The sequence below is a fragment of the Shewanella sediminis HAW-EB3 genome (assembly GCF_000018025.1).
In the GTDB taxonomy this organism is placed as follows: domain Bacteria; phylum Pseudomonadota; class Gammaproteobacteria; order Enterobacterales; family Shewanellaceae; genus Shewanella; species Shewanella sediminis.
Map to the genome: position 1 here is coordinate 3,312,684 of NC_009831.1, position 23,923 is coordinate 3,336,606.

Below are 23,923 nucleotides of genomic sequence, written 5' to 3' on the forward strand. Positions count from 1 at the left end.
GTTTGCATTTAGGATCCCTTGCTGCAATTGTTATTTATCATTGATAACAGTTATTGATGACAGTTATTGATAATACTTATTGTTAATATTTTTACTTTAGTCCTCACTTAATTTCAAGGTGAGGATATTAAAAGTTGTCTGATGGAGTCGCTGATCCAGTTTAAGGATCGAATAGAGCAGGCTTAGAAGAGGCGCGATAACCACAATACCAATCACATTTGATATTTCTGCATCCTGAACTTCAAATTCTGTTTCACCGCAGCCCATTCGCTATCAATGATCGAATAGATCACCGTATCTCTGACGGTACCGTCACTTAGCAATTTATGATTTCTCAGTACACCATCTTGTTTAGCACCGAGACGCGTGATGGCTTCTCTTGAGGCTTGATTATGCCAGTGGGTTCTAAACTCCACCGCCATGACATCTAACGTTTCAAAAGCATACTCCAGCATTAACAGCTTTGCCTCTGTGTTAGCACTGGTTCTTTGTGCGCGCTTGGCATACCAGGTATAACCTATTTCCAAACGCCTGTTTGCCTGATCCCAATTGCAGATCCGCGTCGAGCCGATGATCTCACCGGAAAGTTTATCCCGTACGGCAAAAGATAATGCTTCTCCTCTTTCCTCTGCGGCTAATGCCGTTTCAATATACTCTTTCATCTCATCAGGATGAGGGGCGCTCGTGTACCATAACTGCCAAAGTTCTCCGTCTGAGACCGCCAGAGAAAGCGCGGGAATATGCTCTAAACTCAATGGTTCGAGCAGAATATGTTCTCCGGATAAACACTCAGCATGAACTTCACTCTTCACAACACTCTCCCTGTTTCGATTAGGCAAAAATTGAAAAACCGTGTTAAAAAAACAACAACTTTGATTTATATCAATAAAGTTAACACAATTGACGACTGACTTCACGAGTCGATAGCGATCTCATAGATGAGTACTTCCGAATTATCCTCCTCCCAGAGTATGTTCTCTTTATAAGACATTCCGACTTTTTCTAACACCGAAAGTGATGCCTCGTTACCGGGACTCACTATACCCAGCACCCGCCTGAGCCCTAGTACTTTACAATGAAGGAGTACGGCTTTAGCTGACTCTACCGCAAAGCCTTTCCCCCAATACGCAGGCAAGAGTGCATAGCCTAGGTCGGGACTGTCAAACAGTGGTCTTTTCACCAAGCCGGAGAGACCTATCGGTTCACCACTCTCTTTTAGCTCAACGAGATAGAGGCCGTAACCATTCTGATGATAGCTGGCCAGTGGACCATCGAGTAGATAGGTTTCAGCCTGTAAAAGGTCCCTGACTCCTCTATCACCAATATTCTCAAGAAATCCCTGAGTATTGAGTAAACTCAAAATAAAATCTGCATCTGCAATCTCTACATGGCGCAAAATTAACCTGGATGTTTCCAATACAATCAAATGAATTTCCAACATATTGACATGAAATAATTAGACTATACTTTGTTCAGTCCAGCAGAGGAAGCAGCGAACTATGTCAAGGAAACGCACTCAAGTCAGCCAATATTACGTCATTGCAGCCGTTGTCGCTGCCGAACTCAACCATACATTAACCTACTGCAAACAGATCAATCTTACCGCGAGCAATGCCCAGGCTGCATCATCCCGGGTAGGTAACGCCGCGTTGGGGTTTAAGGCCTTAACCGGTTTCATCGATGACCTGGCCTGTTACACGATGAAAGCCGCAACTGACATTAACAATCTGGCTCACAAGGCCAGTAAGTTAGCTGCCGATACCGCTAGAGCAGCGACAGCACTTAAGCACTTTGAGAAAGCGAAGAAAAATGCTCATGAGGCAAAATTTGCATCGACCATCGCACCTGCCGTCGAGAAGACATCAAAAAATTATCAACAACTGCAACATTCATTTCAGCATCTCATCAACCAAATGGAGGTGCAGCTCCATGAATTAAAGAGAAACCTGAGAACCGCCAACATACTCGCATCCATATGCAGAATTGAAGCGTGTCGGGTCGATGTCGCCAATCAGGCAACCTTTAACGATGTCGCCAATCGCGTCGACAATGTTGCCAACCTGATCCGGCAACGAGTCGATAATGCCATCGCACTTTTCGATGGTTCAAGCGGACAAGAAGCCGCATAAACTAAGTTCATACACTAAGCTCATAAACAAAGTAATCAACTCGATTTCAGTCACACAGACAGGGAAGCATAATAGATGAAGAGTCAGCTTATCGTTGAAACACCCACTCATAAATGGATCTACTTTGGCCGGGATCCGGAAAAGTCGGAAAAAATCATAGATACAAATCAGTATATGCTAGTCACTGACAAGAAAGCCCTGTTGATGGATCCTGGAGGGGTCGAGTTATTTGCCCCCATGTTAGCCAATATCGTTAAACATATTCCGCTCGAGCAGCTCACCCACCTCTTTGCTTCCCATCAGGACCCTGACATCATCTCATCCCTCGGGCTCTGGGATCAGACTCTACCCAACGCAAAGCTCTATTCTCCTTGGCTTTGGGAGAGTTTTATCAGACATTTTGGCATGAGTAATATCAGTTATGAACCGATACCCGATGAAGGAAGTCGTTTAGCGTTGGATCAAGTTGAAATACATTTTATCCCCGCACACTATCTGCACTCCTCCGGAAATATGCATGTATATGATCCTGCCGCCAGAGTCTTGATGTGTGGTGACGTTGGTGCCGCACTGGAAGCTCACGATGTCGATATCTTCGTCGATGACTTCGAGGCCCATACCAAGAAGATGAAATTCTTCCATCAACGCTGGATGCCCTCAAACCGTGCAAAAAATGAGTGGATAGAGAGAGTCAGAAAGCTCGACATTGAGTTTATGTGCCCTCAGCATGGGCGCATATTCAGAGGGGAGCAGGTCACTCAATTTCTGGATTGGTTTGAACAACTGGATGTAGGGAAAGCGGGCTCTTAACGCGATACAACACCAAACTTAGCAATAAAAACGCCCGGTTTATGAGAATCAACCGGGCATTTTTATTGCCTAATTATCAGCCGAAATAAAAATCAGAGATAACGAACAAAATGTGCCCCCTCTCGTTTCGCTTTTATCGGTGCCTTCAGTGCGGGAGTCCCCAGATACAGAAAGCCGACAATTTGATCACTCCCCTCGAGGCCCAGCGCTTGATGAAGATGCTTATCGAATGCCATATCGCCGGTACGCCATATGCCACCAAGCCCTTGAGCAAAAGCCGCCTGTTGCATGGCCATCGTCGCGCAGCCCGCTGCAAGTAGCTGCTCAAACTCAGGCACCTTAGGGTGTGGTTTTGGTTTGGCCACCACCACGATAACCATAGGCGCACGTAGCGGCATCCCTTTCACCTTACCTTGCAGGGTCTCATCCCCCCCTTTTTTTATCACGGCATTGAGGAAGGCCTCACCCAGTCGGGATAAACCTTCTCCCTGAGCGATAATAAACTCCCATGGCGTGAGGCCCCCATGGTCGGGAACCCTCACGGCCGCATCCAAAATGTTTTTTAATTGAGTCTCGTCGGGACCAGGTGCTACAAGACGAGGAGATGACTGACGGGTTAGCAGTAATTCGATAGCGTCCAAGATGCTGTCCTTGTTATACCGATTGGTATCGGTTGTCTATTTAAAAACAGAATAACAAAGGTTTAAACGTAAATCCCACCAAAATGGTGGGATTTACAAAAATGTTATCATGACAGAGAAAAAGGAAGTTTAATTTCTCTTATTAAAATACCTGTCGACAAAATAATCCAGGCTGGTGTAACGTCCTCCGCCCATAAAGAGCAGCGCCATCAACATGATGAGATAGGTAATAGCAAACTCAATTCCGTTATTTAACACCACGAAATTCCCCGAGCTCGTCAGCCACTCATAATTACCATTTTCCTGTAACAGCTCTTTGGCTTTAGCCAATTTATCTCCCGCAGCGAGAACCTGCTCGTTGGCAAGCCAGGAGTTAACATCAGCGATGGCCAACCAACCGTTCTCCCAGTGAACCGAAAATGCGGCGACTAACATAGTGACCATTAAAGGAATAGAGATCAGGCGTGTGGCTAATCCCAGGATCAGGAGTATTCCACCGAAAAATTCGGTGCCGGCAGCGAGTCCCACCATCACCTCAGGCATAGGCAGGCCAAGCCCCCAATCAGGATTACCAAACCAGGCGGCAGTATCACTAAAATGCGATAACTTGTTGTATCCAGCCTGCATCAACACTGGCGCAAGATAGAGTCTGAGCGCCAAAGGAGCCAGACCTTCAACGTATTGAAGTAACCCTACAAATTTTTGATATAGTTTAACGAGTGGCATATCTAATCCTTTTTATCACTATTGTCAGAATAGACCATCACGAGACAAAATATCTTTCACCTAACACCAACTTTATAACAACACCTACGAAACAACTGGGGGTTGCAGCCAATTTGATTTAGGAAATACAGGATTAGGCTCAGCCGATTAACGCAACAAAATTATCGAAACAATCCAGATATTCCTGGGAACTATGAGGATTAACCCCAGTTTCATCATTTTTTTCATTATTTAGAGAGATACCGGTAATATCGCTACTGTCGGCGGCCATCAACAGAGACCAACAGGCGGCGAAGACCCAATAGATGTTTATTGCGCCGGGCAGGGCCGCCTTCGCAGCGGAGGTTAAGTTGGGGTGACCGTCCAGATAGCCCTCTATCAAATAATGACGCTGCGCCGTGGAAAGTGCATGGGTCGACAGGACCCCCGCCAGATCGAACAGAGGATGAGAGCTGCATGCATACTCAAAATCGATACAATAAATCCTCCCCTCTTTATACAGTAGATTATGGGGGTTGAGATCCCTGTGACTGTATTGGTCTGAGTGCGAACAGGCATTGAGTTGTTCGAGCCAGAGAATAATATCATTCTCTAATGCCAACAACTCCATGTGACTCTCTTGCCATTGCACTGCCTGCACCGAATTGGAGAGTGTGGACTGATTAGCAGCGATAAGCGCCAGTTTTTCTCGGTAGATCGCCCACTGCTTAGTTACACCAATATTATTTTTGGGGACAGGTAAGCGGGAAACCCCTCTTAAGAATGGTAACAACAGGGTTTCGGCATCAGGCCATAGTGTCGCATCATCAATCAAAGGGTGCGCCGGTTTTGCCGTTAACAGGCTGCCCCACTGTGCTTGATGGGCTTGCTGAATATATTCGCTAAGGTAATAAGCATGATCTGGACTGACATAAATCAGTTTTGGTGCTAACCCCTGCTTTGCGGCAATGTTCCAGTTTCTCACTTCAGATTGACGATCACAGAGTTGGCTGCTCGCCGATGAGTTGACCCTGAGAACCCAATTTCGCTCACCGTCATTAATGAGATAGTTTTGATTACTCAAGCCATGAACGAGAGGCGTCACCACACTCTCGGAAGTAAAGTTCAAACCCGCAAGCTTAAGTTCATCGATAACCGATGCTGACAGCACTGCATGGAGGCGTTTTTCTGGGTTCATGGTTTACTCATCTTCTCACGCTCCAGGCAATCACGCCCTCTGTGCAAAACTGCCATCATACTGACTCAGGTTAAAGCCAATCAATAAGACTATTTATAAAACGACTTAATATACCTGTCTAATATGAGAGTGCCCGACTCTGCTCTCGCATCGTCGTTTTCCATAAAAAATATCCCCCGATAGCCATACCGACATAGAGAATAAACAGCAATGACGTTAGCATCAGCCCTTTTTGTAAATACAGATAGATAGAGATGAGATCTATGATGACCCAGTATAGCCAATTCTCTAGCACTTTTTTGGCCACCAGGTAGGTCGTCATCACCGCAAAGCAGGTCGTTGCCGCATCGAGGTAAGGGTAAGAAGCCTGAGTATGGTTAGACATCAGGTAGCCGACCACACCAGAGATTGCTGCCGTCACAAGGATTATCTGGGTATGGCGGGTAAGGCTCCAGGAGACAACCGCGCTGCCAAGCTCATCCTGTTTCCCCTTCGACCATTGCTGAAAACCATACACGGCCATGGCCATATAGTAGACATTCAGCACCGACTCCATCAGCAGCGATACCTTCCAAAAAAGCGCCGTATAGATGGCTGTACTGAAAAATGCAGCAAACCAACACCATATACTGCCTTTCATCGCCAGTACTAAGTATCCCGCCGCAAGAACGACCGCGACGGCCTCCCACGCCGTTAAGGCGTTTGCCTCAATCAAGGCACCGCTGATCGTATTCAACAATGCAGCCCAAAAATCTGTCATTACGCTATCCGCTTTCTATTTCTGATTAGTCATCTAAAAAAATAAACTCACATTTACCTGAGTAAATATGAGTTTATCATGGCGTATCTTGGGTAATACCCGTTATTCGCTGTGAGAGAGATCCAGCTCACCACCAATAAACTTACACACAAATACGGCCTTGCCCCACTTCTCATGGGCGGCCTGCATCTCAACGGCAAGCATAGACATCACATCGCTGTACTCACCACAGACCTGAGTCGCCATCGCATTGGTTTTACGCTCGATATTTGAATAACTATCGACCCGACCGATAAACCATCTGATCGGATCCAGGTAGTTATCTTGTAAAGGGTAACAGCTTATCTCGGCAGTTAATTTCATTTCATTGACCTCAGGCAGCCCTCTTTATAAGAAGAAAACCGCCACAATTAAGTTAATTTCTTGTTTGCTTGCACATGTTTTAGCAATTTAATCCCGCAGGTAGTAAATTACATAAACTTGACGTTAACGGTTAATCCTAACTGGCGCGGATCCCCATAACGAATATATTGCTTATCGGCCCAATCCTGATCCGGCTCGTTCCCGAAGTAGAAGCCACGGGTGCCATATTGTTCATCAAACAAGTTACGCCCCCACAGGTAGGCTGACCAGAGATCGGTCTCATAACCCATACGCGCATTAAAGATAGTATAGGCATCAGACTTAGACTCGTTGCTGTCTGAGTAGTAGAAATCACTCTTACCACTGGTCGTCAGGTTAGCGAACCAGCCTGAATCGGTGCGATAGGTGGCACCGGCACTATAGGTAAAGTTAGGAGAATGAGCGAGTTCACGGCCCGACAGGTCGACGGTTCCGCCATACTTATCCTGATACTCATAATCACCATAGGCAGTTTCAAGCCAGCCCAGAGTGGCATAAAGCTTTAGATTATCAGTCGCGTACCAGTTCCCCTCTAACTCGGCTCCATAATTGTGCGAGCTTCCCGCGTTCTCTGTATATAAGATGAATTTCTGTGGCTCATCAGGGTTCTGCTGTGAGGCCGACACCTGTTGATCACGTCTGTCCATATAGAAAAATGATAAATTGGTTGACGCCTGCCCCTCTAACCAGTTGGATTTAAGTCCTATTTCATAGTTATATAGGGTCTCGGTATCGTACTCTTTCTTGTCCGACAGCTCGGTTGGCAGCGACATATTAAAGCCACCCGCCTTATAACCACGCGCGACTCTGACATAGGCCTGCTGAGTGAGACTTATAGCCTTACTCAGAGCAATATGCCCGCCCCACATCGTTTCACTCGGGTTAAACGCATCGCCGGCACTATCGGCATACTCACTGTCACGGCTCTCGACTCTGGCACCAACAGAGAGGGAGTAATCATTGCCTAAGTCTGAGTCTATTTGAGCAAAGACGGCCAGATTTTCAGCCTCATATTCTGCCGTTAACGGATCTTCCCAACCGTTATAGATCTCTAATGTGTCGTTATCTTCATCGAGTTTCATGCCATAGAGACCCACTAACCAGTCGGTACTCCCGGCAAAGATCCGTCCGGCTTCGGTTGAACTCAGTCTGAACTCCTGGCTAACGGATTTGCGTTCACCCTCTTTGTTCCAGGTGTAGTCATATTGGCAAGCCTCGCCATAACAGGTCAGATCCCCCCAATAATCCGGGTTAGCCCAATCGCCATCGTAACCATGATGATGCTGAGTTTGCGCATAAGAGGTCAAAGAGACGAGCTCGAATGACTCGGCTCCGGAATAGGTCATCTTCAGCGAGCTACCTGTGGTGCGCTGTTTATCGACACCGGGCTCATCGGTGAGCGTATCGAAGCCATTGTTATCTAATGTCCAGGCATCGTAGCCATTATCATAATCGGCATGAAGCAGGGTAAGGTCGAGCTCAAGATGGTCGGTCGCATACCAGCGTAATTTGGCACGTCCGGTAAACTCATCACGCCCATTGGTATCATCCCGGCCCAGGTAGAGGTTATCTCTATAGCCGTTTTGTTTATGTTGCTGCAAAGATACCCGATAGAGTAACTTGCCCGAATCAGTCAATGGACCCGAGCTAAAACCACTGAATGTAGTGAGGTCATCATCACCCATCGACACTTCGGCGCCATGCTCAAAGACATCGGTGGGATCATTACTCTTAAGGTAGATTAAGCCTGCTAATGCGTTAGCACCGTAGCGCGTTCCTTGAGGGCCGCGAAGCACTTCAACCTGCTGAAGATCATACATGCTGGAGATCATGCCAAGACCGGACATATCGATATCATCGATGATGTAACCGACCGAAGAATTAGGTGCCCCTTGATACTCCTCCTGCTCTCCGACACCTCGGATCTGGAAGTATTTAGGTCTCGAACTTCCACCGGACCAGTTGAAGTTAGCAATCGAGTTGAGCACCTCTTCAAAATGCTGAGCCCCCTCATCCTCAATCTGCTGTTGATCGATAACGGTAATACTCGACGGCATTTTGTCTAAGGAAGCGCCTCTGAAATCGGAAGTAACCACAATCACTTCCATCTCATCGGAGGTGGTAGGTTCATTGGCTGGTTCGGCAGAGAAGGCATAGCCGCTGGTCAATGCCGTAGAGATGGCAAGTGCGACTGGTGATACGCGTTTTAACGTATCAGATCTGAAACTAAGTGATTTAAAAGTAAATGGTTTAAAAGTAAACGGTTTAAAAATAGACATAGGACCCCAAATTAATATTTTGAGATCCGGCAACTGGAAAAGCGAGAAAGGTGGTACAAATACAATTGTACTTATTGGCCCATTCCTACGCCGGTATTAGCCGGATCAGGTTCAAAGGGTTTGTCTTATGACATCTCAGACACGGCACTAATATTATCAGCACAGCATCACCCCTTGGCGCCGGCAAGTATACATGAGTTAAACAAGTGATTGACATACTTATGTCATCATTAAGTGAATTTTCATAAAAAAACGTCAGCATAGCTGACGTTTTTTGTAAAAATTTTAACCAGTCACAAGTAAAACCAGTCAAAAACAGAGATTAGTTAGAGAAAGCTTTTCTCACATAGAGCTCATACCTGACCGCATTCGCATTCGGGGCAAGCGCCGTCACCTGCATACGTTGCTTTCCGTGAAGTTTTAACGATTTCCAGGCGCTCGCTTCATCTTCTATGGTAAACCCGCTGACATCATACCAGGTGAATTTATATTGAAGACGCAGATCGGTGGCAACTTTGCTCTGTATGATCCCTGAGCCCTGCAGTAAGTCGCCCTGTTGACGGGCCTGTATCTGATTGACACTGACTTCACTGCCAAAGCTTCGGTTATCGACTCTTACCTCACCGGTCGAGCTTCCCATGATACCTGAGGTATGTGGAGCGCAGGCGGTAATTAGAAGTGCTGCGGCAAATGCCAGTACTAATTTTTTCTTCATAAATTTTCTCTCTGTCACAGAAATGGTTCCAATCGAAGTAACCGATTTCGAAATTAATCAATCAAGAAGTGTGCCCGCGCCGTGGCGATAAGCTTCTTCCTGCTTGTCTGCCAACAATCGATACTAACATTAGCCACCCTGCGACCCTGTCGCGTGATCTTACATTCGGCGAATGTATCTTTATGGTAACCAGCCCTTAAATAATCGATTGAAAAATCAACAACCTTAGGGACTTTTGAGGTGTTCATAAACACCATCAATTGAACGATGGCTGACATCTCCATAAATCCGGCAATCACGCCACCATGAATAGCAGGCAGGGTCGGATTACCGATATTGTCATCCTTCGCGGGTAACCTGAATACCAACTCGTCACCGAAACGCTCGACAGCCATACCGATAAAGTTGGTATAGGGGACATGCGCTAACAGGTGACTGAAGTCATTGAGCTCGGTGGCCTGTTTAACTATCTCTTTTACGTCCAACAAGGCTGAACGTTCGGGAGTGTGTGTTTGGTTCTGGCTTTGGCACTCAGTCGAGAGCGAAACATTCCTAGGCTGCTCAATTGCCTTGCCCAGCAACGCCTGACGAAAATTATCGCCAATCATCTCAGGGCTTATCCGCATAAATGAACCGACGGCATGAGCAATCGGATCATCGATTGAATCTTGGTACGCGATAGCGCGTGTAAAGGCCACGCTCGACGATATTTTATAGCACTCGGCAAACCCATAGACAGGCTTATTGGGCTGTGCCGGTTTCATGTAATCGACACGCAAATCCAGAGTCGGTGATAGCTCTAAACTATGATAGTGATCATAGATAGAACAGACTACAGCACTGCCACTCGCCGTATCCATCAAGGTAGTGATCACACCACCATGGATAACGCCGGTATCGGGATAACCAATCAATTCACTGCTATAGGGCAGCTCTATCAATACATGGTGCTCACTCGCTTCATGTACAGTCAAATTCAGCCGACGACACTGCGCAAGCTGATCGACGAAACGAGTCGCTATTTGTGTTAAGGGGAAAAACTCAGGGTTAACCTTCATGACTCCGTACTCACCATTATCTGTCAGGATTCAACATACGCCCCAAGGGCTCACCGCCAAGCAGGTGCATATGTATATGAAACACCTCCTGTCCGGCATGTTTATTACAGTTCATAATTAAGCGATAGCCATCTTCTGCGATCCCCTCTTCCGCAGCTAACTTAGCAGCAACGGTCACCATACGGCCAAGCGCTTTCTCATCTGATGCCTTAACTTCATTCACGGTCGGGATCAGATGGTTGGGTATAATTAGAATGTGGCTCGGTGCTTGCGCACTGATATCACGAAAAGCGGTAACTAAATCATCCTGAAACAAGATCTCTGCAGGGATTTCACGACGAATAATTTTACTGAAAATGGTTTCTTCGGCCACTATAATGTCCTCGACTCGATGGGAATAATAGAAGTATACCTATATTTATGGGTTTATGATCGATAGCACACTAGATTCATCTTTCTTAAAAGCATCCACTTATACCAATCGGTATAAAGATGTGATCGCTCAGCGAGAGTTTAGCGCTTCAGAGGCAAGGCAACGAGTGAAGAGCATAGTTACTCTACGTTTAAGCTCGTTAACACTGCATCGGATGCGCTAAAACTCGCCTTTCAGGAGTCTTTTTGGCTGCCTACTTCTGCGTTGAATAACTTCAGAAGGGAACACCATTCCCTCATCCATCCGCCTTGAATTAGTTTGCCAAAAAAACTCTGAGTAGATCACTTTCTTATACCGATTGGTATTATTATGCGAATCCAGGATTTGGTATTATATCTGACTGAACTTGTTGGCTAAACGAACAACTAATTACAATCAACTACAACCAGCCCCCCCACAAAAACAACGGCAACCAAACAGAAAAACAACAATTACACAATTGTGTATACATATATATTGACAAGAGTTGTGGATAGGCATTTAATAGATAAAATTTTTCCGGAATAACATCATGCTTACCGATAAAGAAACCGCGTTACTTAATGCCGCTACCGATCTGATTAGAGAACATGGAATGATAGCACTGAACATGTCAGATGTTCATAAGAAGGCTGGGTATTCACGAGCGGCTCAATATCAATCCTTCAGCGATAAAAACTCTCTGCTTGCCGCATTATGCATGCGTGAGCTGGTGCAAAATACATGTGCGATTGAAGAGCAAAGATATAAAGAGTTAACCGGTGATTTTACTGTTGTACTCAGGCCTGTGGTCTACAACTACCTGAAACTGGCCGATAGACTCATGATTGATTCCGCCTTTGAGCAGATGTTCAAATCAGTACAGAGTCTGCCTGATGTAGAAGAGTTCTCTTTCCTCAAGCAAGGGTTTGATTTCTTAAATACCGAAAGAATTCAAAAAGCCTAGCACCAACATCTCTGGGCGCAGTTTGAAACTCGCCCATTTATCTTGCCCAAACTCTAAATAATAGAATCTATACCCTTTAATTTGATCAAAATATGTTGGCATGCAGAGCAAACATATTTTCCATCCAGAGTATTTTTGTATATACCAATCAGTATAAAGATGTGATCGCTCAGCTAGAATTTAGCGCTTTCGAGGCAAGGCAGCGAGTGAGGAGCATAGTTACTCTACGTTTAAGCTCGTTAACACAGCATCGGATGCGCTAAAACTTGCCTTTCAGGAGTGTTTTTGGCTGCCTACTTCTGCGTTGAATGACTTCAGAAGGGATCACCATTCTCTCATCCATTCGCCTTGAATTAGTTTGCCAAAAAAGCTCTGAGTAGATCACTTTCTTATACCGATTGGTATAATTCATCACAACATGAACATAGACCAAAACTTTTGACCTTGATGATCTTCAATCTGGTTTCATCTTTCGACGTATCATCTCTTCCATCACTCTCCGGGGCCGAATTATTTGCGATGGTGATTAACGTTGCCGCCATACCAAAGAGTGTGACCTTTATGATGTACAAACTAAAGGATAGGGTTAGCAGAGCTAATATGCCCCATAGGGAATCTTGATAACCATAGATGGTCAGTAGCGTAAATCCACCACCCATAGTCAAAATAGCCAATGAAATCGTGAGCAGCGTATCGAGAGTCCCGAGATTACGCGTAAACTCATTGATACTTTTCATCACCGTATCCTAGGCTTTAATCAAGTAAACAGTGCCATCTTTCTCATACACATTACTGACTTCATTACCCTCACCCAGTACAACAACCTGCTGTCCCTTCTCAGTTACCGCATTACCCGCAGCATCCAAAATGATGGCAATTCCCAAAGCCGTTAACATAGGAGAATGATAAGAGCGATAATGGCGATGAGTCTTAGGAACAACAATCACGGCCCCTCTTTTTACACGTTTAGGGCTGACATGTTGACACTTAACCCCACCGGCGCGTTCACAGCCGACTGTCGCGGCATTAGATTCAAAAGAAACAGTGGTGCCAAAATATAATATAAACATGCTTAAAATAGCCGTTAGTGACTTAACCATCTTAAAAACCTCAACTTAAACGATGAATATTTACCCTGAGAGTAAATGATAGAGTGCAAGTATACACAACGCATACACAACTGTATAGCGCAGTGCGTAATCACCAGTTCCCCCTTCAACCTTTATTGCTTGTCCTTTTTCATTTCGTCATTAATCGTTATCACTTTTTTTAAGACAAAAAAAAGCAGGAAAGTCATCACTTTCCTGCTTTCTTCTGCTTAATACACACTATATCAAGCATGAACCTCATGGAGGTGGGTCTGAGCCCAGGCAATAGCTTGTCCCCTACTGGACACACCAATTTTTCTAAATGCTCGATACAGATGAGTCTTAATTGTGCTTTCACTAACAAAGAGTTGATTGGCAATATCCACATTGGTACTGCCCGAGAGCAACGCCTGTAGCACTTCTCGCTCTCGGATCGTCAAACTTTCACTCTCTTCATGATTGAACTCTTCGTCACTGCTGCCAACGCTGAGCTCAGCAGGAATATAGCTCCTGCCCCTGAGGATATTGTTTAACTCCTTGCCAATAACCTCGAGAGAGAGATCATTATAAAAAACACCCGCCGTCACCGAGGGGTTAATTAAAAATTTAATATCGACCTGTTTCGGGAAATGAATAAAAACGACTTTTAATCCTGCGTGTTCACGTTCGATATGTCGCTGCAGTTGATAAGCGACTTGCACATCTACCGAAGCAAGGTCGAAAATGACTAAGGATGATTGCGTCTCTCTCAACTGACACTCGAGCGACTCGGGCCTGACACTATACAATTTGATTAAAAATTCCTGGGGCCAGCGGGTTTCGAGTAGGTCACATAAAAGTTGAGAACGGGAAACGACAACCCAATGGGTAACTTTGAACATTAATCGCACTCCATGCTACGAAATAGGCAGTTATCACAAACCAGACCAGCAACAATACAACCTACATTAAGGCAACAAATCTAGCTACTACTTTCACATGATAAGTAGATACTTTGGCCAACTTAATAATCTCATTCTTATTCGGTAATCCAACCGCTTTTCAACGAGCTCTCTTGGACCAATGCCATTGATTGTCAGTAATTATCCCTTGAACTAAGGGAGAGAGCATCCATCGGGAGTATGAAAGCAAAGTAGCCGAAAGGATCGATCTCGACCAATGGACTAGACTAAAGCGCTATACCAAAAGAGGTAATCAATCGTTATTGATTTAACCAGGCGAGCTTGGCTTGATATTGCCTTTGGCTTTCAGGTAACTCGGCATAAGAGAGTGCCTGAGATAATGAGCTTCTTGCGGCGACTGACTCACCAAGCGCATATTGTGCCTTGGCCAGATCAAAATATGCCCTGTGGTAATAGGGCGTGTTTTGTAGAAACTTTTTTAGGTAGATTTTAGCACTCTGATTATCTCCCTCATCCAGGGCCTCCTTTCCCATCACGTACCAACTATAGGGGCTCGAGTCTTCCAGAGCCAATAGCTGCAACTTAACGCGATGGGCGGCCTCCACCTCCCCGTTCAGGGTTAATAGATAGTGGTAGTTACTCAAAAGAGTGATCTTAGATTCTGAAACATTGAGCGCGTATCGATAAAACTCTTTAGCCGTTTCATCATCCCCAGCTCGGCGATGAATGATTGCCAACATATTCAGCAGTGGTGCATACTCTTGAGTGTATTGCGTTCCGGTTTTTAGCAGAGAGAAGGCCCGATTCAGATCTCCATCCAACAGCGCATCGGCTGCAAAATTTCGATAGAGCATACCGATAAATTGCTGCTCACCTATCTTCCTCCCCCCCCTATCGTATCTATCCGGAAAATAATCCAAAATGACATATGTACGTCCTGAAAAATAAAATCCTTTATTGTCGGTATCATCTTCATAAAGAAAAGTACGGACATGGTCCGAAGTAACAGCAAGATCTGAGGTGACCTCCAGCAGCATAGGCGGGGTATGCATCACCTGAAACACGGCTTTAACCCCCAACTCTCTCGCTACCGCATAGGTTAGGAGCGCCAATGTCATGCAGTTACCGCTCCCTTTCTCGAGTGCTACACTTGCCGAGTAATTCTCTCCCTCATAATTGAAATTGACCAACTTAGTGAACAGATACTCACGCACTTGCTTATTTTTGGGTAACTGAGCAATATCGTCACGACTAACAAACTGGTGAAGATCTTCTATCTGTTCCGGCGTCAACGCCATTAAACGCTCGAATCCAGGTATGGGTGTAGATGTGACATCACTGCCCGATACAAACAGATTATCATTCATCTGCGGCATAACGGGTGTAGCCGAGCTAACGGATGAAATATGACTCGAACACGCTGTCATTAACATTAAAGCGGCAATGGCCGGAACGACACGATGAAAAATCCGTTTCATGATACAACTCCTGATTATATTTTCTTTTTCATGCAAGCTCTTTTTCACAAAGAGATAAGTGCTCACTCTAAAATAGCCGCCATCGAGTGGTTTATACACTTATCACTTATCACTTATCACTTATCACTTATCACTTATCACTAGTAAAGCATTGACTAATATTAGATTTATTACAGTATAGTAAAAGCAAGATTGATTCAAATTTAGCCAACCATTATTCCCTTATCAATCCCTAAAGCCGTTAGCTTCAATAAAATCTCATCTATATTTAAAAGTACCCTTTTAGTTTCGAGATACGCAAAGGAAAATATGATGGGAACTTGCTACAACAAAATAGAGATAAAATCCCCAATCAAAACAGTATGGAAAACGATCTGCGATTTTCATGATATGTCCTGGGCCCCACAGGTTATTACCTCAGTGGCTAAAGTTGGCGATAAAAATGGAGATGAAGTAGGCGCAAAAAGAGTGCTGAATGAGTTGTTTCATGAAACTTTACTCAGTCTCGATGCCGATGCATTTACTTTTTCTTACAGTATCGATGATGGACCAGGCCCAGTATCCAGCTCTGCGGTGAATAACTATGTCGGTGTTGTGAAACTCACCGAGTCCGAACAAGGCACGCAGGTTGAGTGGAGCTCGACCTACGAGTCTGAAAATGAAAATGAGGTCGCCGATTTCTGTAACCCTATTTATGGGGCGCTACTGGCAGGACTTAAAGACACCTTATCGTCCAGTTGATCATAACCGGTATTTAGCAGGGTTCGCGGCTGAAGCCGCTCCTACACTCAGGCATTGCCTGCCTGGGTGGCTGCATTCAACATTGAGCCTTATAACTTCCGGCATCATCTCGAGACGGCATCAAACAGCTTCGCGGCTGAAGCCACTCCTACACTCTAGAACCTCAGGCAGCTCGAATCTAGCATCCTTATATTAATAACAGCAGTAAGCTGGTCAAACCAAAAAAGACCGTTAACCCTTGCCAGAAACGAAGCGGATTTCTATCGAGCAGAGACAAAGACAGATCAAATTTAGCCGCCCTCTTACTCATCGAATTGATGGGCTGACTAAGCTCATATAAAAATTCACTGGTATCACCTTGTCTCTGGTCGGGGTCGATACTCAAGGCTTGCTTTATCACAGGATCCATCCACAGCGGGATCATAGGGTTGAGCTCATAACAGGGAATGTAACGTAATTTTTGGTAATCACGCTTGCTGCGACACTGAGCTAATTTTCCTTTGAATGGCAGCTGTCCTGTTAACATCTCAAAGGCTATCACCGCCAAAGAGAAAAGATCGGCACTATTGGTAACTCTGTAACCCAAAACACTTTCCGGTGCAGAGTAATCGGCCGTCCCAAGAATGATATCTCGTTGCAATGGGGTGGATATCTCGGCAATCCCCTTGATATGGCAGGAACCAAAATCGATAACTTTAATCTGGCCTTCATAGGTCAATAAGATGTTATCCGGTTTAAGGTCTTGATGTATCGTCTCCTTGCGATGAAATGCCCTGACACCAGCCTCTATCTGCTTTAATAACACCAACACCTCTTGTACCGATGGATTAGGGTTGCGGTCAACCCAGAGGCTCAATGGCATACCTTTAAGGTATTCCGTCACATAGTAGAGCGAAGACTTCGGCCTGTCCCTATCGAGTAATTTGACCACGTTGGGGCTATTGATCCTATGTCCAATCCAACTTTCCAGCATGAAACGCTCTATGTATGCGGCGTCATCTGAGTAATTCACCGAAGGGGTTTTGATACAACGCCATTCACCCTGCTCGTTAGTCACCAGATAGACCTGACTGCGCTGGCTCTGATGCAGTATTTTCTCGATAAGGTAGCCGTCTAACTTCATCCCCTCTTTCAATGGCGGTGGAAAAGGCAATGCTGAGAGGTACTGATAGAGATCATCGATGTTTTGAGTCGGCAAGCGTTCAATTGAGAGCAGCTGACAGCTGACATTATCCGTGCTGCCAAGTGTGACCGCATCATGACTAAGTTGCCGACAAAACTCATCGAAGTGACTCGAGTCCGCAGGGGCAACTGACTCACTCACTCGTTGCCATTGTCGATTAAAAGCCGTTATCCGGGATCTGATCTCCATATCATTGACCACATCATGAATACCATCTGTGGTCAGCAAATAGAGATCGCCCACCTTCATATCCAGTTTTCTATAATCAACATCGAGTTTCACATCTAAACCCAACGCCCTTGCCAAATAGCGCTTATCAGAGCCGAGCACGGTGACGTGATCGCGACTCAATCTCTCAAACTTTCCCGCTCGAAAGCGATAGGCTCTCGAATCTCCCACATGTAACAGGTGCACGGTGCAAGACTTGAAGATGAGCGAGGTAAAGGTGCAGACATAGCCCCGGTGCGCCTCTCGATAATCTTGTCCCAAACCGAATAACCAGCGATTCAATGCGGTGATCACCTGTGAACTGGATTTTTTTACACTCCAGCTGTCGGGGGTGGAATAGTAATCGGTGATAAAGTTACTCACACTGATCGAGCTGGCTTGCTCAGCGGCCTCTGCAGCACTCACACCATCACAGATAACCGTCACGGCGCCTTTGGTGGTTAGCATCAAACCATCGGGAATACGGATCCCGATGGCATCTTCATTTCTCGGCTTCACGCCTCGACATGAATATTGACCCGCTGCGATAGATAATGCTCCATTAAGTGGCAAGGCAGCGTCATATAAGGAGGCTTTTACTGGTACCGATGCTGTCATATCACTCCCGATGTACTGTTGAATTCACACTGACCGCTAATTTATACTGCCCGCCAATTCACACTGAGCACTGATTTACGCTGAACTTAACTCACACTAATCAGGGTCACCTCTCCCTTATCGTTCACCTCGGATATATGCCCTTTGGGCTCAGTCAAAAACAGCAAGCTTATCAGCCCCAATACGGCGCTCGCAGCAATGACATAGAAAAATGCCTGAGTCGATACCAGAGAGTAAACCGTTAAGAAAAATACCGCGCCGACGTTACCATAGGCCCCCGTCATCCCGGCTATCTGCCCCGTAAGGCGACGTTTTATCAGAGGTACGGCAGCAAACACGGCGCCCTCACCACTCTGCACAAAGAAGGAGCATCCCATCACCATTACCACGGCTAAGGGTAATGACCATTCGCTGGTGATCTGAGCCATGCCTAAATAGCCCAGCGCCAAGCCTGCTGTTAAGAGCATCAAAGTAGGTTTACGGCCGAAACGGTCGCTAATCCAGCCGCCCCCCGGGCGAGAGGCCAAATTCATAAAGGCATAGGTAGAGGCCAGCATCCCCGCTTGCGCCAGACCAAGCTCGAAGGTCTCGGCAAAATAGAGCGGCAACATAGAGACCACGGCGAGCTCAGACCCAAAGGTCGAAAAATAGAGCACATTAAGTACCGCAACCTGCTTAAAGGCGTAGCGCTCGAATTCAGGTACCGGTCCATCGAAGAGGTGCTTATTAATCTGATAAGTTTGATAAAGGTCTATCAGCAGCACCACACCGAGGCCGGCGTAAATCAGGTTCACCGCCTCCTGAGTAAGCATATTGATACCCGAGGGCGATAACTTCCATCCCAGCAGGCCCAGCGTGGCATACATGGGCAGCTTCATTATGATCAGCAGGAGCAAGTCACCTTTACTGGTCACCTCCAGAGCACCGATTTTCTTAGGCTTGAAGTAGGTTGAGCCCTTAGGAGTATCGGTGACATTAAAATAATAGATAAAGGCAAACACTAAGCTCAGTAATCCCGTGAGCCCTATGGCGTATCGCCAACCATTTTCACCACCAAAGAAGATGGCGATAACAGGTAGAGTAAAGGCCGCGGCCGCAGAGCCGAAGTTGCCCCAGCCACCATAAATTCCTTCCGCGGTACCCAGCTCATTTGCCGGAAACCACTCGCTGACCATGCGAATACCAACCACGAAGCCCGCACCGATAAATCCAAGCAGGAACCGGGCTAACGCCAACTGCTCGAAGCTATCTCCCAGTGCAAACATAAAGCAGGGCAGACTACAGACGGCCAATAAGATGGAATAGGTGAGTCTGGGGCCAAATTTATCCGTCACCATGCCGATTATCACACGCGCCGGAATGGTTAAAGCCACATTGAGGATCAATAAGGTCTTTACCTGTCCATTGCTCAAACCCAGACTTTCGGCTATCACACCCATCAATGGCGCCGCATTAAACCAAACCACAAACGAGATAAAAAATGCCATCCAGCTCAGATGCATGATTTTCATCTTTCCGGAGAAGGAAAATAGGTTAAATTTTTCATTACTCATCATTTATTCCCCTACAATTGCGGTGCAGATTAACACCTTGCCCTGTTCACATTTGATCCAATACAGCTCAACACTTAAGCTTTCATCTTCCATACACTGCCCGTTTGTTAAGCTGTAATGTTGTTTATGCAGAGGTGAAGCGACAAAAATATCCCCCTGCAGATCGCAGATTAAGCCCCGTGACAGCACGCCGACGCCAGTCGCAGGGTCTGTGTTATCCATGGCAAATATGCCCTGCTCGCCCAGATTGAAAATGGCAACGGCTTTACCCTCTACCCATGCTGCGATCCCGCCAAACACCGGCAGCGCACTCTCTTCGCAAATAGCTAACCAATTCATACTTCACACTCCTTTTGGGCCGATTCTTCAACAAGAGCTACCGAGCTGACTTGAACGGCTAAACCATCCAGATCTTTATCGACGGTGCAGAGACCGATATTCATCACAGGAATAATCCCCGCTCCCCCTTTTGCATCGACGGGAAAGCGTTGCCCTCTCGAATATCGGTATTGTTCTACATCTGCATTGGGTTCCTGCGCGGGGTTAATAAATTCGCTAAATCGGGTCAGAAATTCGGGGCTTTCCAGACTGGTTTTCCACTCGCATTGATAGGTCGAGATCACCTTTTGCATCTGGATCTCAAGTTCATCAGCTAAACCCAAGCTGTTATCGATGATCACCGACTTAAGGTAATCTAATCCCCCCTCTAAAGACTCAAGCCAAACAGAGGTGCGCTGCAGTCTCGAGGCCGTTCTTGTATAAAAAATCAATATCCTGTCTATGTATTGCACCAACAGAGAGGTTGATAGATCGGTTGCAAACAGATCACCATGGCGTGGACGCATACCCCCATTGCCGCCCACATAAAGGTTCCACCCCTTGTCCGTTGCAATCACCCCTATATCCTTACTCTGCGCCTCGGCGCACTCCCTAGTGCAGCCGGAAACGGCAAACTTAATCTTATGGGGTGCCCGCAGCCCCTTGTAGCGATTCTCAAGCTCTATTGCCATACCCACTGAGTCCTGTACTCCGTAACGACACCAGGTACTTCCTACACAGGATTTAACCGTTCTGAGTGATTTACCGTAGGCGTGGCCCGTCTCAAACCCTTGCTCTATCAATGCTTGCCAAATTGTGGGCAGGTCAGACAGGGCGGCGCCGAACAGATCGATACGTTGTCCACCGGTGATCTTGGTATACAGATCATGGCGCTTGGCGATCTCCCCCAGAGCGATCAACTTATCCGGGGTGATCTCACCACCGGCAATTCTGGGCACGACAGAGTAAGAGCCATCTTTTTGAAGGTTACCCAGATAAGCATCGTTACTGTCTTGAAGGTTGGCATGTTCAACAACGAGGACGTACTCGTTTTCTAATGATGCGAAAATCGATGCCGCCAGCGGCTTACAGATATCACACCCTAAACCCAACTTGGCAGCGTCAGCCGTTCCATGTTTACCGATCAGGTTGGAGAAATTTGAGATGCCGTCGACCTGACACAGGTGAAACAGTGCCTGCCTGTCATGCTCGAAATGGCTGCATATGCCCTTTTGCGTCTCTAAACCCTGCGCCTCCATGGTCTGGCTGATGATCTCTTGAACCAAAGCACCACAGCCACCGCAGCCCGATGCGGCCTTAGTACATGCCTTGATGGCCGCTAGGCTGTGGTCACCTGCGACGACTCTCTCAACGATGTCCGCTTTGGTCACCTGATGACAGGAGCAGATGATGGCATCATCATTTAACGTCATAGGTGCATCACTATCTTGCTGCAGCAGTGATATCGCCGGCGTTTCAATTTTTTCACCGGACAGATATTGGTTTAACAACAGACTATAATCACTGGCATCGCCGACGAGCACGGCGCCTTTGAGGTATTGTCCTGTTTCATCCAACCAGAGCTTCTTGTAGGTACCACTTTGGTTATCATTGAGTTCCACATATTGTGCATTTTCAAACCCACGACTCTCACCGATTGAAGCCACATCAACGCCCAGAAGCTTAAGCTTAGTGCTCATGTCAGCGCCTTTAAACTGAGTTGCCACTGAGCCTGAAATGCCCGCTGCTATATGGGACAGCGCGACTCTCGCCATCTGGTAACCCGGCGCCACTAAGCCAAAAATGCGCTGCTGCCAGAGTGCACATTCGCCGATGGCATACACATCCGGTGCAGAGGTTAAGCAGTGGTTGTCCACACTAATACCACCGCGTTCACCCACTTCAATGCCACTTTGGCGCGCTAAGGTATCTTGCGGACGAATGCCTGCAGAGAAGACGATGAGATCCGTTTCAAGGTAACTATCGTCGTTAAACGTCATTCGATGGCGGGCATGTTCACCGTCAATGATGGCGGTCGTCGCCTTGCTGATGTGCACCGACACACCCAGGGCCTGAATTTTTTCACACAGCAGCTCACCCGCCTTATCATTGAGTTGAACGGGCATCAGTTGTGGCGCAAACTCCACGACATGAGTCTCTAACCCCAGGGTTAACAGCGCATTCGCGGCCTCCAGACCCAATAAACCTCCACCGATAACCACGCCGGAGTTGGCACTCTGCGCTGCCTGACTTATCTGCTCGAGGTCGTCGATAGTGCGGTAAACCAGACATTGTGGACGTTCTTTACCTTGGATTGGCGGAACGAAAGGGTAGGATCCTGTGGCGAGTACAAGTTTGTCATAACTCCAAATCTCATCATCAGAGCTGTAGACCGTTCGATTTTCGGTGTCCAGACGAACGATCTCTTTACCCAGATGAAGCATTATTCCCTGCTTCGCATATTCATCCACACTGGCCAACATCAACGCCTCAGGGCTGCCTGTCTCAAAGTACTTTGACAGCTGAACCCTGTCATAGGCCGGGAGATTCTCACAGCCAAACACCTCCACCTGAAACTGCTCATTCAGCCCTTGATCGCACAGTTGCTCGATAAAGTGATGACCGACCATGCCATTACCTATAACGAGTAATTTTGGTTTTAGGTTTAGCTCAGTTTTTATACACCCCATAAAGCACTCTCCATTATTCAGTGATGATCGTTAAAAACAAAAAGGCGCCATGCTCCTCTATGAGAACATGGCGCCATTGCCGGTAAGATCTGAATTGTTGTTGGTTGCAGCCGCTACTTGCATTACAACTAAAGGTACGATGCAACCAAAGCTAGATTGCAGCTAAAGATACACTATGTCGTAACCTATATAGAGACTTGCAGTGACTATGCCAGAAAGGGAAATGCCATAACTAACTGATTAAAATCGACTAAACATATAACCCTACACAAAGCTATAAAATATCCCGCACTGAAAAAGCCCCGGAGCACCATTTTGGTGCTGGTACTCCAATTACATAAATGGAGGGATACACTTGATGAAGCGAGGAAGCGAGGAAGCGAGGAAGCGAGGAAGCGAGGAAGCGAGGAAGCGAGGAAGCGAGTCGAGATTAAGATAACTGATAAACGAGTTTTTCTATGGAGATGCCCTTCTCCATAGCTTGTCTCTGCAAGGTCTTATGTGCCTCTGACTCACTCAAGCCGTGACGCTGAAGCTCAGCTTTTGCCTTCGCCAACAACTTTTGTGCTTCCAGAGATGACTCGAGCGCCAACACTTTATTTACCTGCATAGTTGCAAGCGAAAACCTCAGACGGGAAAGCTGAATGATGCTCAATATTCTCAGGTGGTCCAGCTCTCCGGGAACAAAAGTAACACGTCCGCACTCGAGTAATCTCGCCAGCCCCGCATCCTCCCAATGGGCAGTGTTCACTATCAAAGGGATCGCGGAAAAACGCAACAACCTGAGTAAGAAACAGATATCTTTCTCCGTCAGACTCGCTGTGAAAAACAGCAATTGATCACCTTCAGGGGAAAGAGAGATACTTTCCAAGGCTCGCAATGAAGTCAGTGGAATGATTTCATCAGGCTCACTGTTTACACTCACCTCAAGAACTGGTTGCAAAGCATACAGATAGTTAGCCAGTGTCAGGCCACGCGATTCAAGCCCTTGGCAAAAGGTTGAATCGAACAAAGTGAAAATTCGCATCTCGCTTTCCTTATCAAGTGAGTACATGGATCAAACTAAACTTTCAAGCAGCCCTTAATTCAA

General features: G+C 46.3%; 24 protein-coding genes and 1 riboswitch. Of the genes, 4 read left to right on the plus strand and 20 right to left on the minus strand.

What is annotated here, in order from left to right:
- Positions 1 to 212: 212 nt before the first annotated feature.
- Both SSED_RS14355 and SSED_RS14360 read right to left on the minus strand, forming a co-directional pair.
- On the minus strand, positions 213 to 812 hold the full coding sequence (locus SSED_RS14355) for a GNAT family N-acetyltransferase (RefSeq protein WP_012143080.1): 600 nt from the start codon (positions 810 to 812) through the stop codon (positions 213 to 215).
- A gap of 101 nt (positions 813 to 913) precedes the next feature.
- Positions 914 to 1,441, minus strand: coding sequence for a GNAT family N-acetyltransferase (locus tag SSED_RS14360; RefSeq protein WP_012143081.1), 528 nt, complete (start codon positions 1,439 to 1,441; stop codon positions 914 to 916).
- A 58-nt stretch (positions 1,442 to 1,499) separates the two neighbouring features.
- On the opposite strand from SSED_RS14360, the gene SSED_RS14365 reads away from it, so the two are divergent.
- Positions 1,500 to 2,129, plus strand: a complete 630-nt coding sequence (locus tag SSED_RS14365; protein ID WP_012143082.1) for a hypothetical protein — start codon at positions 1,500 to 1,502, stop codon at positions 2,127 to 2,129.
- A 75-nt stretch (positions 2,130 to 2,204) separates the two neighbouring features.
- Entirely contained in the window at positions 2,205 to 2,939 is a 735-nt protein-coding gene (locus SSED_RS14370) for an oxygen-binding di-iron domain-containing protein (RefSeq protein ID WP_012143083.1), read from the plus strand.
- Between the two features lie 92 nt (positions 2,940 to 3,031).
- Here the strand turns inward: SSED_RS14370 and SSED_RS14375 are convergent, their stop codons facing one another.
- The 9 genes from SSED_RS14375 to hinT form a co-directional block, all read right to left on the minus strand.
- Positions 3,032 to 3,580: an NAD(P)H nitroreductase gene (locus SSED_RS14375; protein WP_012143084.1), complete on the minus strand. Its 549-nt coding sequence runs from the start codon at positions 3,578 to 3,580 to the stop codon at positions 3,032 to 3,034.
- Positions 3,581 to 3,709: 129 nt separating this feature from the next.
- Complete coding sequence (locus SSED_RS14380; RefSeq protein WP_012143085.1) at positions 3,710 to 4,306, minus strand: HvfX family Cu-binding RiPP maturation protein; 597 nt, start codon at positions 4,304 to 4,306, stop codon at positions 3,710 to 3,712.
- 139 nt (positions 4,307 to 4,445) lie between these two features.
- Positions 4,446 to 5,483: a phosphotransferase gene (locus SSED_RS14385; RefSeq protein ID WP_012143086.1), complete on the minus strand. Its 1,038-nt coding sequence runs from the start codon at positions 5,481 to 5,483 to the stop codon at positions 4,446 to 4,448.
- A gap of 118 nt (positions 5,484 to 5,601) precedes the next feature.
- Positions 5,602 to 6,243 carry a nicotinamide riboside transporter PnuC gene (gene pnuC / locus SSED_RS14390; protein WP_012143087.1) on the minus strand — a complete coding sequence of 214 codons (642 nt, stop codon included), beginning with the start codon at positions 6,241 to 6,243 and terminating at the stop codon, positions 5,602 to 5,604.
- Positions 6,244 to 6,345: 102 nt separating this feature from the next.
- A complete protein-coding gene (locus SSED_RS14395; RefSeq protein ID WP_012143088.1) occupies positions 6,346 to 6,606 on the minus strand; it encodes a hypothetical protein in 261 nt (86 codons plus the stop codon).
- 107 nt (positions 6,607 to 6,713) lie between these two features.
- Complete coding sequence (locus SSED_RS14400) at positions 6,714 to 8,924, minus strand: TonB-dependent receptor (protein ID WP_012143089.1); 2,211 nt, start codon at positions 8,922 to 8,924, stop codon at positions 6,714 to 6,716.
- 65 nt (positions 8,925 to 8,989) lie between these two features.
- Positions 8,990 to 9,109, minus strand: a riboswitch (TPP riboswitch).
- A gap of 137 nt (positions 9,110 to 9,246) precedes the next feature.
- Positions 9,247 to 9,639, minus strand: a complete 393-nt coding sequence (locus SSED_RS14405; protein ID WP_012143090.1) for a YcfL family putative periplasmic lipoprotein — start codon at positions 9,637 to 9,639, stop codon at positions 9,247 to 9,249.
- A 53-nt stretch (positions 9,640 to 9,692) separates the two neighbouring features.
- Positions 9,693 to 10,697: a PaaI family thioesterase gene (locus SSED_RS25180; protein ID WP_012143091.1), complete on the minus strand. Its 1,005-nt coding sequence runs from the start codon at positions 10,695 to 10,697 to the stop codon at positions 9,693 to 9,695.
- Between the two features lie 16 nt (positions 10,698 to 10,713).
- Positions 10,714 to 11,070 carry a purine nucleoside phosphoramidase gene (hinT, locus tag SSED_RS14420; protein WP_012143092.1) on the minus strand — a complete coding sequence of 119 codons (357 nt, stop codon included), beginning with the start codon at positions 11,068 to 11,070 and terminating at the stop codon, positions 10,714 to 10,716.
- 571 nt (positions 11,071 to 11,641) lie between these two features.
- Here hinT and SSED_RS14425 point away from each other — a divergent pair.
- Entirely contained in the window at positions 11,642 to 12,055 is a 414-nt protein-coding gene (locus SSED_RS14425) for a TetR/AcrR family transcriptional regulator (RefSeq protein ID WP_012143093.1), read from the plus strand.
- Between the two features lie 389 nt (positions 12,056 to 12,444).
- Here the strand turns inward: SSED_RS14425 and SSED_RS14430 are convergent, their stop codons facing one another.
- The 4 genes from SSED_RS14430 to SSED_RS14445 all read right to left on the minus strand — a co-directional run bounded on the left by SSED_RS14430 (position 12,445) and on the right by SSED_RS14445 (position 15,523).
- Positions 12,445 to 12,792 carry a hypothetical protein gene (locus SSED_RS14430; RefSeq protein ID WP_041421712.1) on the minus strand — a complete coding sequence of 116 codons (348 nt, stop codon included), beginning with the start codon at positions 12,790 to 12,792 and terminating at the stop codon, positions 12,445 to 12,447.
- Positions 12,793 to 12,801: 9 nt separating this feature from the next.
- A complete protein-coding gene (locus tag SSED_RS14435) occupies positions 12,802 to 13,155 on the minus strand; it encodes a hypothetical protein (RefSeq protein WP_012143095.1) in 354 nt (117 codons plus the stop codon).
- A 233-nt stretch (positions 13,156 to 13,388) separates the two neighbouring features.
- Positions 13,389 to 14,024: a LuxR C-terminal-related transcriptional regulator gene (locus tag SSED_RS14440; protein ID WP_012143096.1), complete on the minus strand. Its 636-nt coding sequence runs from the start codon at positions 14,022 to 14,024 to the stop codon at positions 13,389 to 13,391.
- Between the two features lie 320 nt (positions 14,025 to 14,344).
- On the minus strand, positions 14,345 to 15,523 hold the full coding sequence (locus SSED_RS14445) for a tetratricopeptide repeat protein (RefSeq protein WP_012143097.1): 1,179 nt from the start codon (positions 15,521 to 15,523) through the stop codon (positions 14,345 to 14,347).
- 309 nt (positions 15,524 to 15,832) lie between these two features.
- Here SSED_RS14445 and SSED_RS14450 point away from each other — a divergent pair, with 309 nt between their 5' ends.
- Positions 15,833 to 16,264, plus strand: a complete 432-nt coding sequence (locus tag SSED_RS14450; RefSeq protein ID WP_012143098.1) for an SRPBCC family protein — start codon at positions 15,833 to 15,835, stop codon at positions 16,262 to 16,264.
- 187 nt (positions 16,265 to 16,451) lie between these two features.
- Here the strand turns inward: SSED_RS14450 and SSED_RS14455 are convergent, their stop codons facing one another.
- The 5 genes from SSED_RS14455 to SSED_RS14475 form a co-directional block, all read right to left on the minus strand.
- Positions 16,452 to 18,272, minus strand: a complete 1,821-nt coding sequence (locus SSED_RS14455; RefSeq protein WP_012143099.1) for a bifunctional protein-serine/threonine kinase/phosphatase — start codon at positions 18,270 to 18,272, stop codon at positions 16,452 to 16,454.
- Positions 18,273 to 18,358: 86 nt separating this feature from the next.
- Entirely contained in the window at positions 18,359 to 19,825 is a 1,467-nt protein-coding gene (locus tag SSED_RS14460; RefSeq protein WP_041422192.1) for a NarK family nitrate/nitrite MFS transporter, read from the minus strand.
- Positions 19,826 to 19,828: 3 nt separating this feature from the next.
- The gene (gene nirD, locus SSED_RS14465) at positions 19,829 to 20,164 is read right to left on the minus strand and encodes a nitrite reductase small subunit NirD (RefSeq protein ID WP_012143101.1); all 336 of its coding nucleotides are present in this window, start codon (positions 20,162 to 20,164) and stop codon (positions 19,829 to 19,831) included.
- The gene (gene nirB, locus SSED_RS14470) at positions 20,161 to 22,833 is read right to left on the minus strand and encodes a nitrite reductase large subunit NirB (protein ID WP_012143102.1); all 2,673 of its coding nucleotides are present in this window, start codon (positions 22,831 to 22,833) and stop codon (positions 20,161 to 20,163) included. Before nirB ends, nirD begins: the two co-directional genes overlap by 4 nt.
- A gap of 430 nt (positions 22,834 to 23,263) precedes the next feature.
- Positions 23,264 to 23,860, minus strand: a complete 597-nt coding sequence (locus tag SSED_RS14475; RefSeq protein ID WP_012143103.1) for an ANTAR domain-containing response regulator — start codon at positions 23,858 to 23,860, stop codon at positions 23,264 to 23,266.
- Between the last annotated feature and the right edge of the window lie 63 nt (positions 23,861 to 23,923).

What these genes read in the sequence shown, in the direction of transcription:
- SSED_RS14360 (WP_012143081.1), bottom strand. Translation starts at nt 1,441, where the DNA reads ATGTTGGAAATTCATTTGATTGTATTGGAAACATCCAGGTTAATTTTG.
- SSED_RS14365 (WP_012143082.1), top strand. Translation starts at nt 1,500, where the DNA reads ATGTCAAGGAAACGCACTCAAGTCAGCCAATATTACGTCATTGCAGCC.
- SSED_RS14370 (WP_012143083.1), top strand. Translation starts at nt 2,205, where the DNA reads ATGAAGAGTCAGCTTATCGTTGAAACACCCACTCATAAATGGATCTAC.
- SSED_RS14380 (WP_012143085.1), bottom strand. Translation starts at nt 4,306, where the DNA reads ATGCCACTCGTTAAACTATATCAAAAATTTGTAGGGTTACTTCAATAC.
- SSED_RS14385 (WP_012143086.1), bottom strand. Translation starts at nt 5,483, where the DNA reads ATGAACCCAGAAAAACGCCTCCATGCAGTGCTGTCAGCATCGGTTATC.
- pnuC (WP_012143087.1), bottom strand. Translation starts at nt 6,243, where the DNA reads ATGACAGATTTTTGGGCTGCATTGTTGAATACGATCAGCGGTGCCTTG.
- SSED_RS14395 (WP_012143088.1), bottom strand. Translation starts at nt 6,606, where the DNA reads ATGAAATTAACTGCCGAGATAAGCTGTTACCCTTTACAAGATAACTAC.
- SSED_RS14400 (WP_012143089.1), bottom strand. Translation starts at nt 8,924, where the DNA reads ATGTCTATTTTTAAACCGTTTACTTTTAAACCATTTACTTTTAAATCA.
- SSED_RS14405 (WP_012143090.1), bottom strand. Translation starts at nt 9,639, where the DNA reads ATGAAGAAAAAATTAGTACTGGCATTTGCCGCAGCACTTCTAATTACC.
- SSED_RS25180 (WP_012143091.1), bottom strand. Translation starts at nt 10,697, where the DNA reads ATGAAGGTTAACCCTGAGTTTTTCCCCTTAACACAAATAGCGACTCGT.
- SSED_RS14425 (WP_012143093.1), top strand. Translation starts at nt 11,642, where the DNA reads ATGCTTACCGATAAAGAAACCGCGTTACTTAATGCCGCTACCGATCTG.
- SSED_RS14430 (WP_041421712.1), bottom strand. Translation starts at nt 12,792, where the DNA reads ATGAAAAGTATCAATGAGTTTACGCGTAATCTCGGGACTCTCGATACG.
- SSED_RS14435 (WP_012143095.1), bottom strand. Translation starts at nt 13,155, where the DNA reads ATGGTTAAGTCACTAACGGCTATTTTAAGCATGTTTATATTATATTTT.
- SSED_RS14440 (WP_012143096.1), bottom strand. Translation starts at nt 14,024, where the DNA reads ATGTTCAAAGTTACCCATTGGGTTGTCGTTTCCCGTTCTCAACTTTTA.
- SSED_RS14445 (WP_012143097.1), bottom strand. Translation starts at nt 15,523, where the DNA reads ATGAAACGGATTTTTCATCGTGTCGTTCCGGCCATTGCCGCTTTAATG.
- SSED_RS14450 (WP_012143098.1), top strand. Translation starts at nt 15,833, where the DNA reads ATGATGGGAACTTGCTACAACAAAATAGAGATAAAATCCCCAATCAAA.
- SSED_RS14455 (WP_012143099.1), bottom strand. Translation starts at nt 18,272, where the DNA reads ATGACAGCATCGGTACCAGTAAAAGCCTCCTTATATGACGCTGCCTTG.
- SSED_RS14460 (WP_041422192.1), bottom strand. Translation starts at nt 19,825, where the DNA reads ATGAGTAATGAAAAATTTAACCTATTTTCCTTCTCCGGAAAGATGAAA.
- nirD (WP_012143101.1), bottom strand. Translation starts at nt 20,164, where the DNA reads ATGAATTGGTTAGCTATTTGCGAAGAGAGTGCGCTGCCGGTGTTTGGC.
- nirB (WP_012143102.1), bottom strand. Translation starts at nt 22,833, where the DNA reads ATGGGGTGTATAAAAACTGAGCTAAACCTAAAACCAAAATTACTCGTT.
- SSED_RS14475 (WP_012143103.1), bottom strand. Translation starts at nt 23,860, where the DNA reads ATGCGAATTTTCACTTTGTTCGATTCAACCTTTTGCCAAGGGCTTGAA.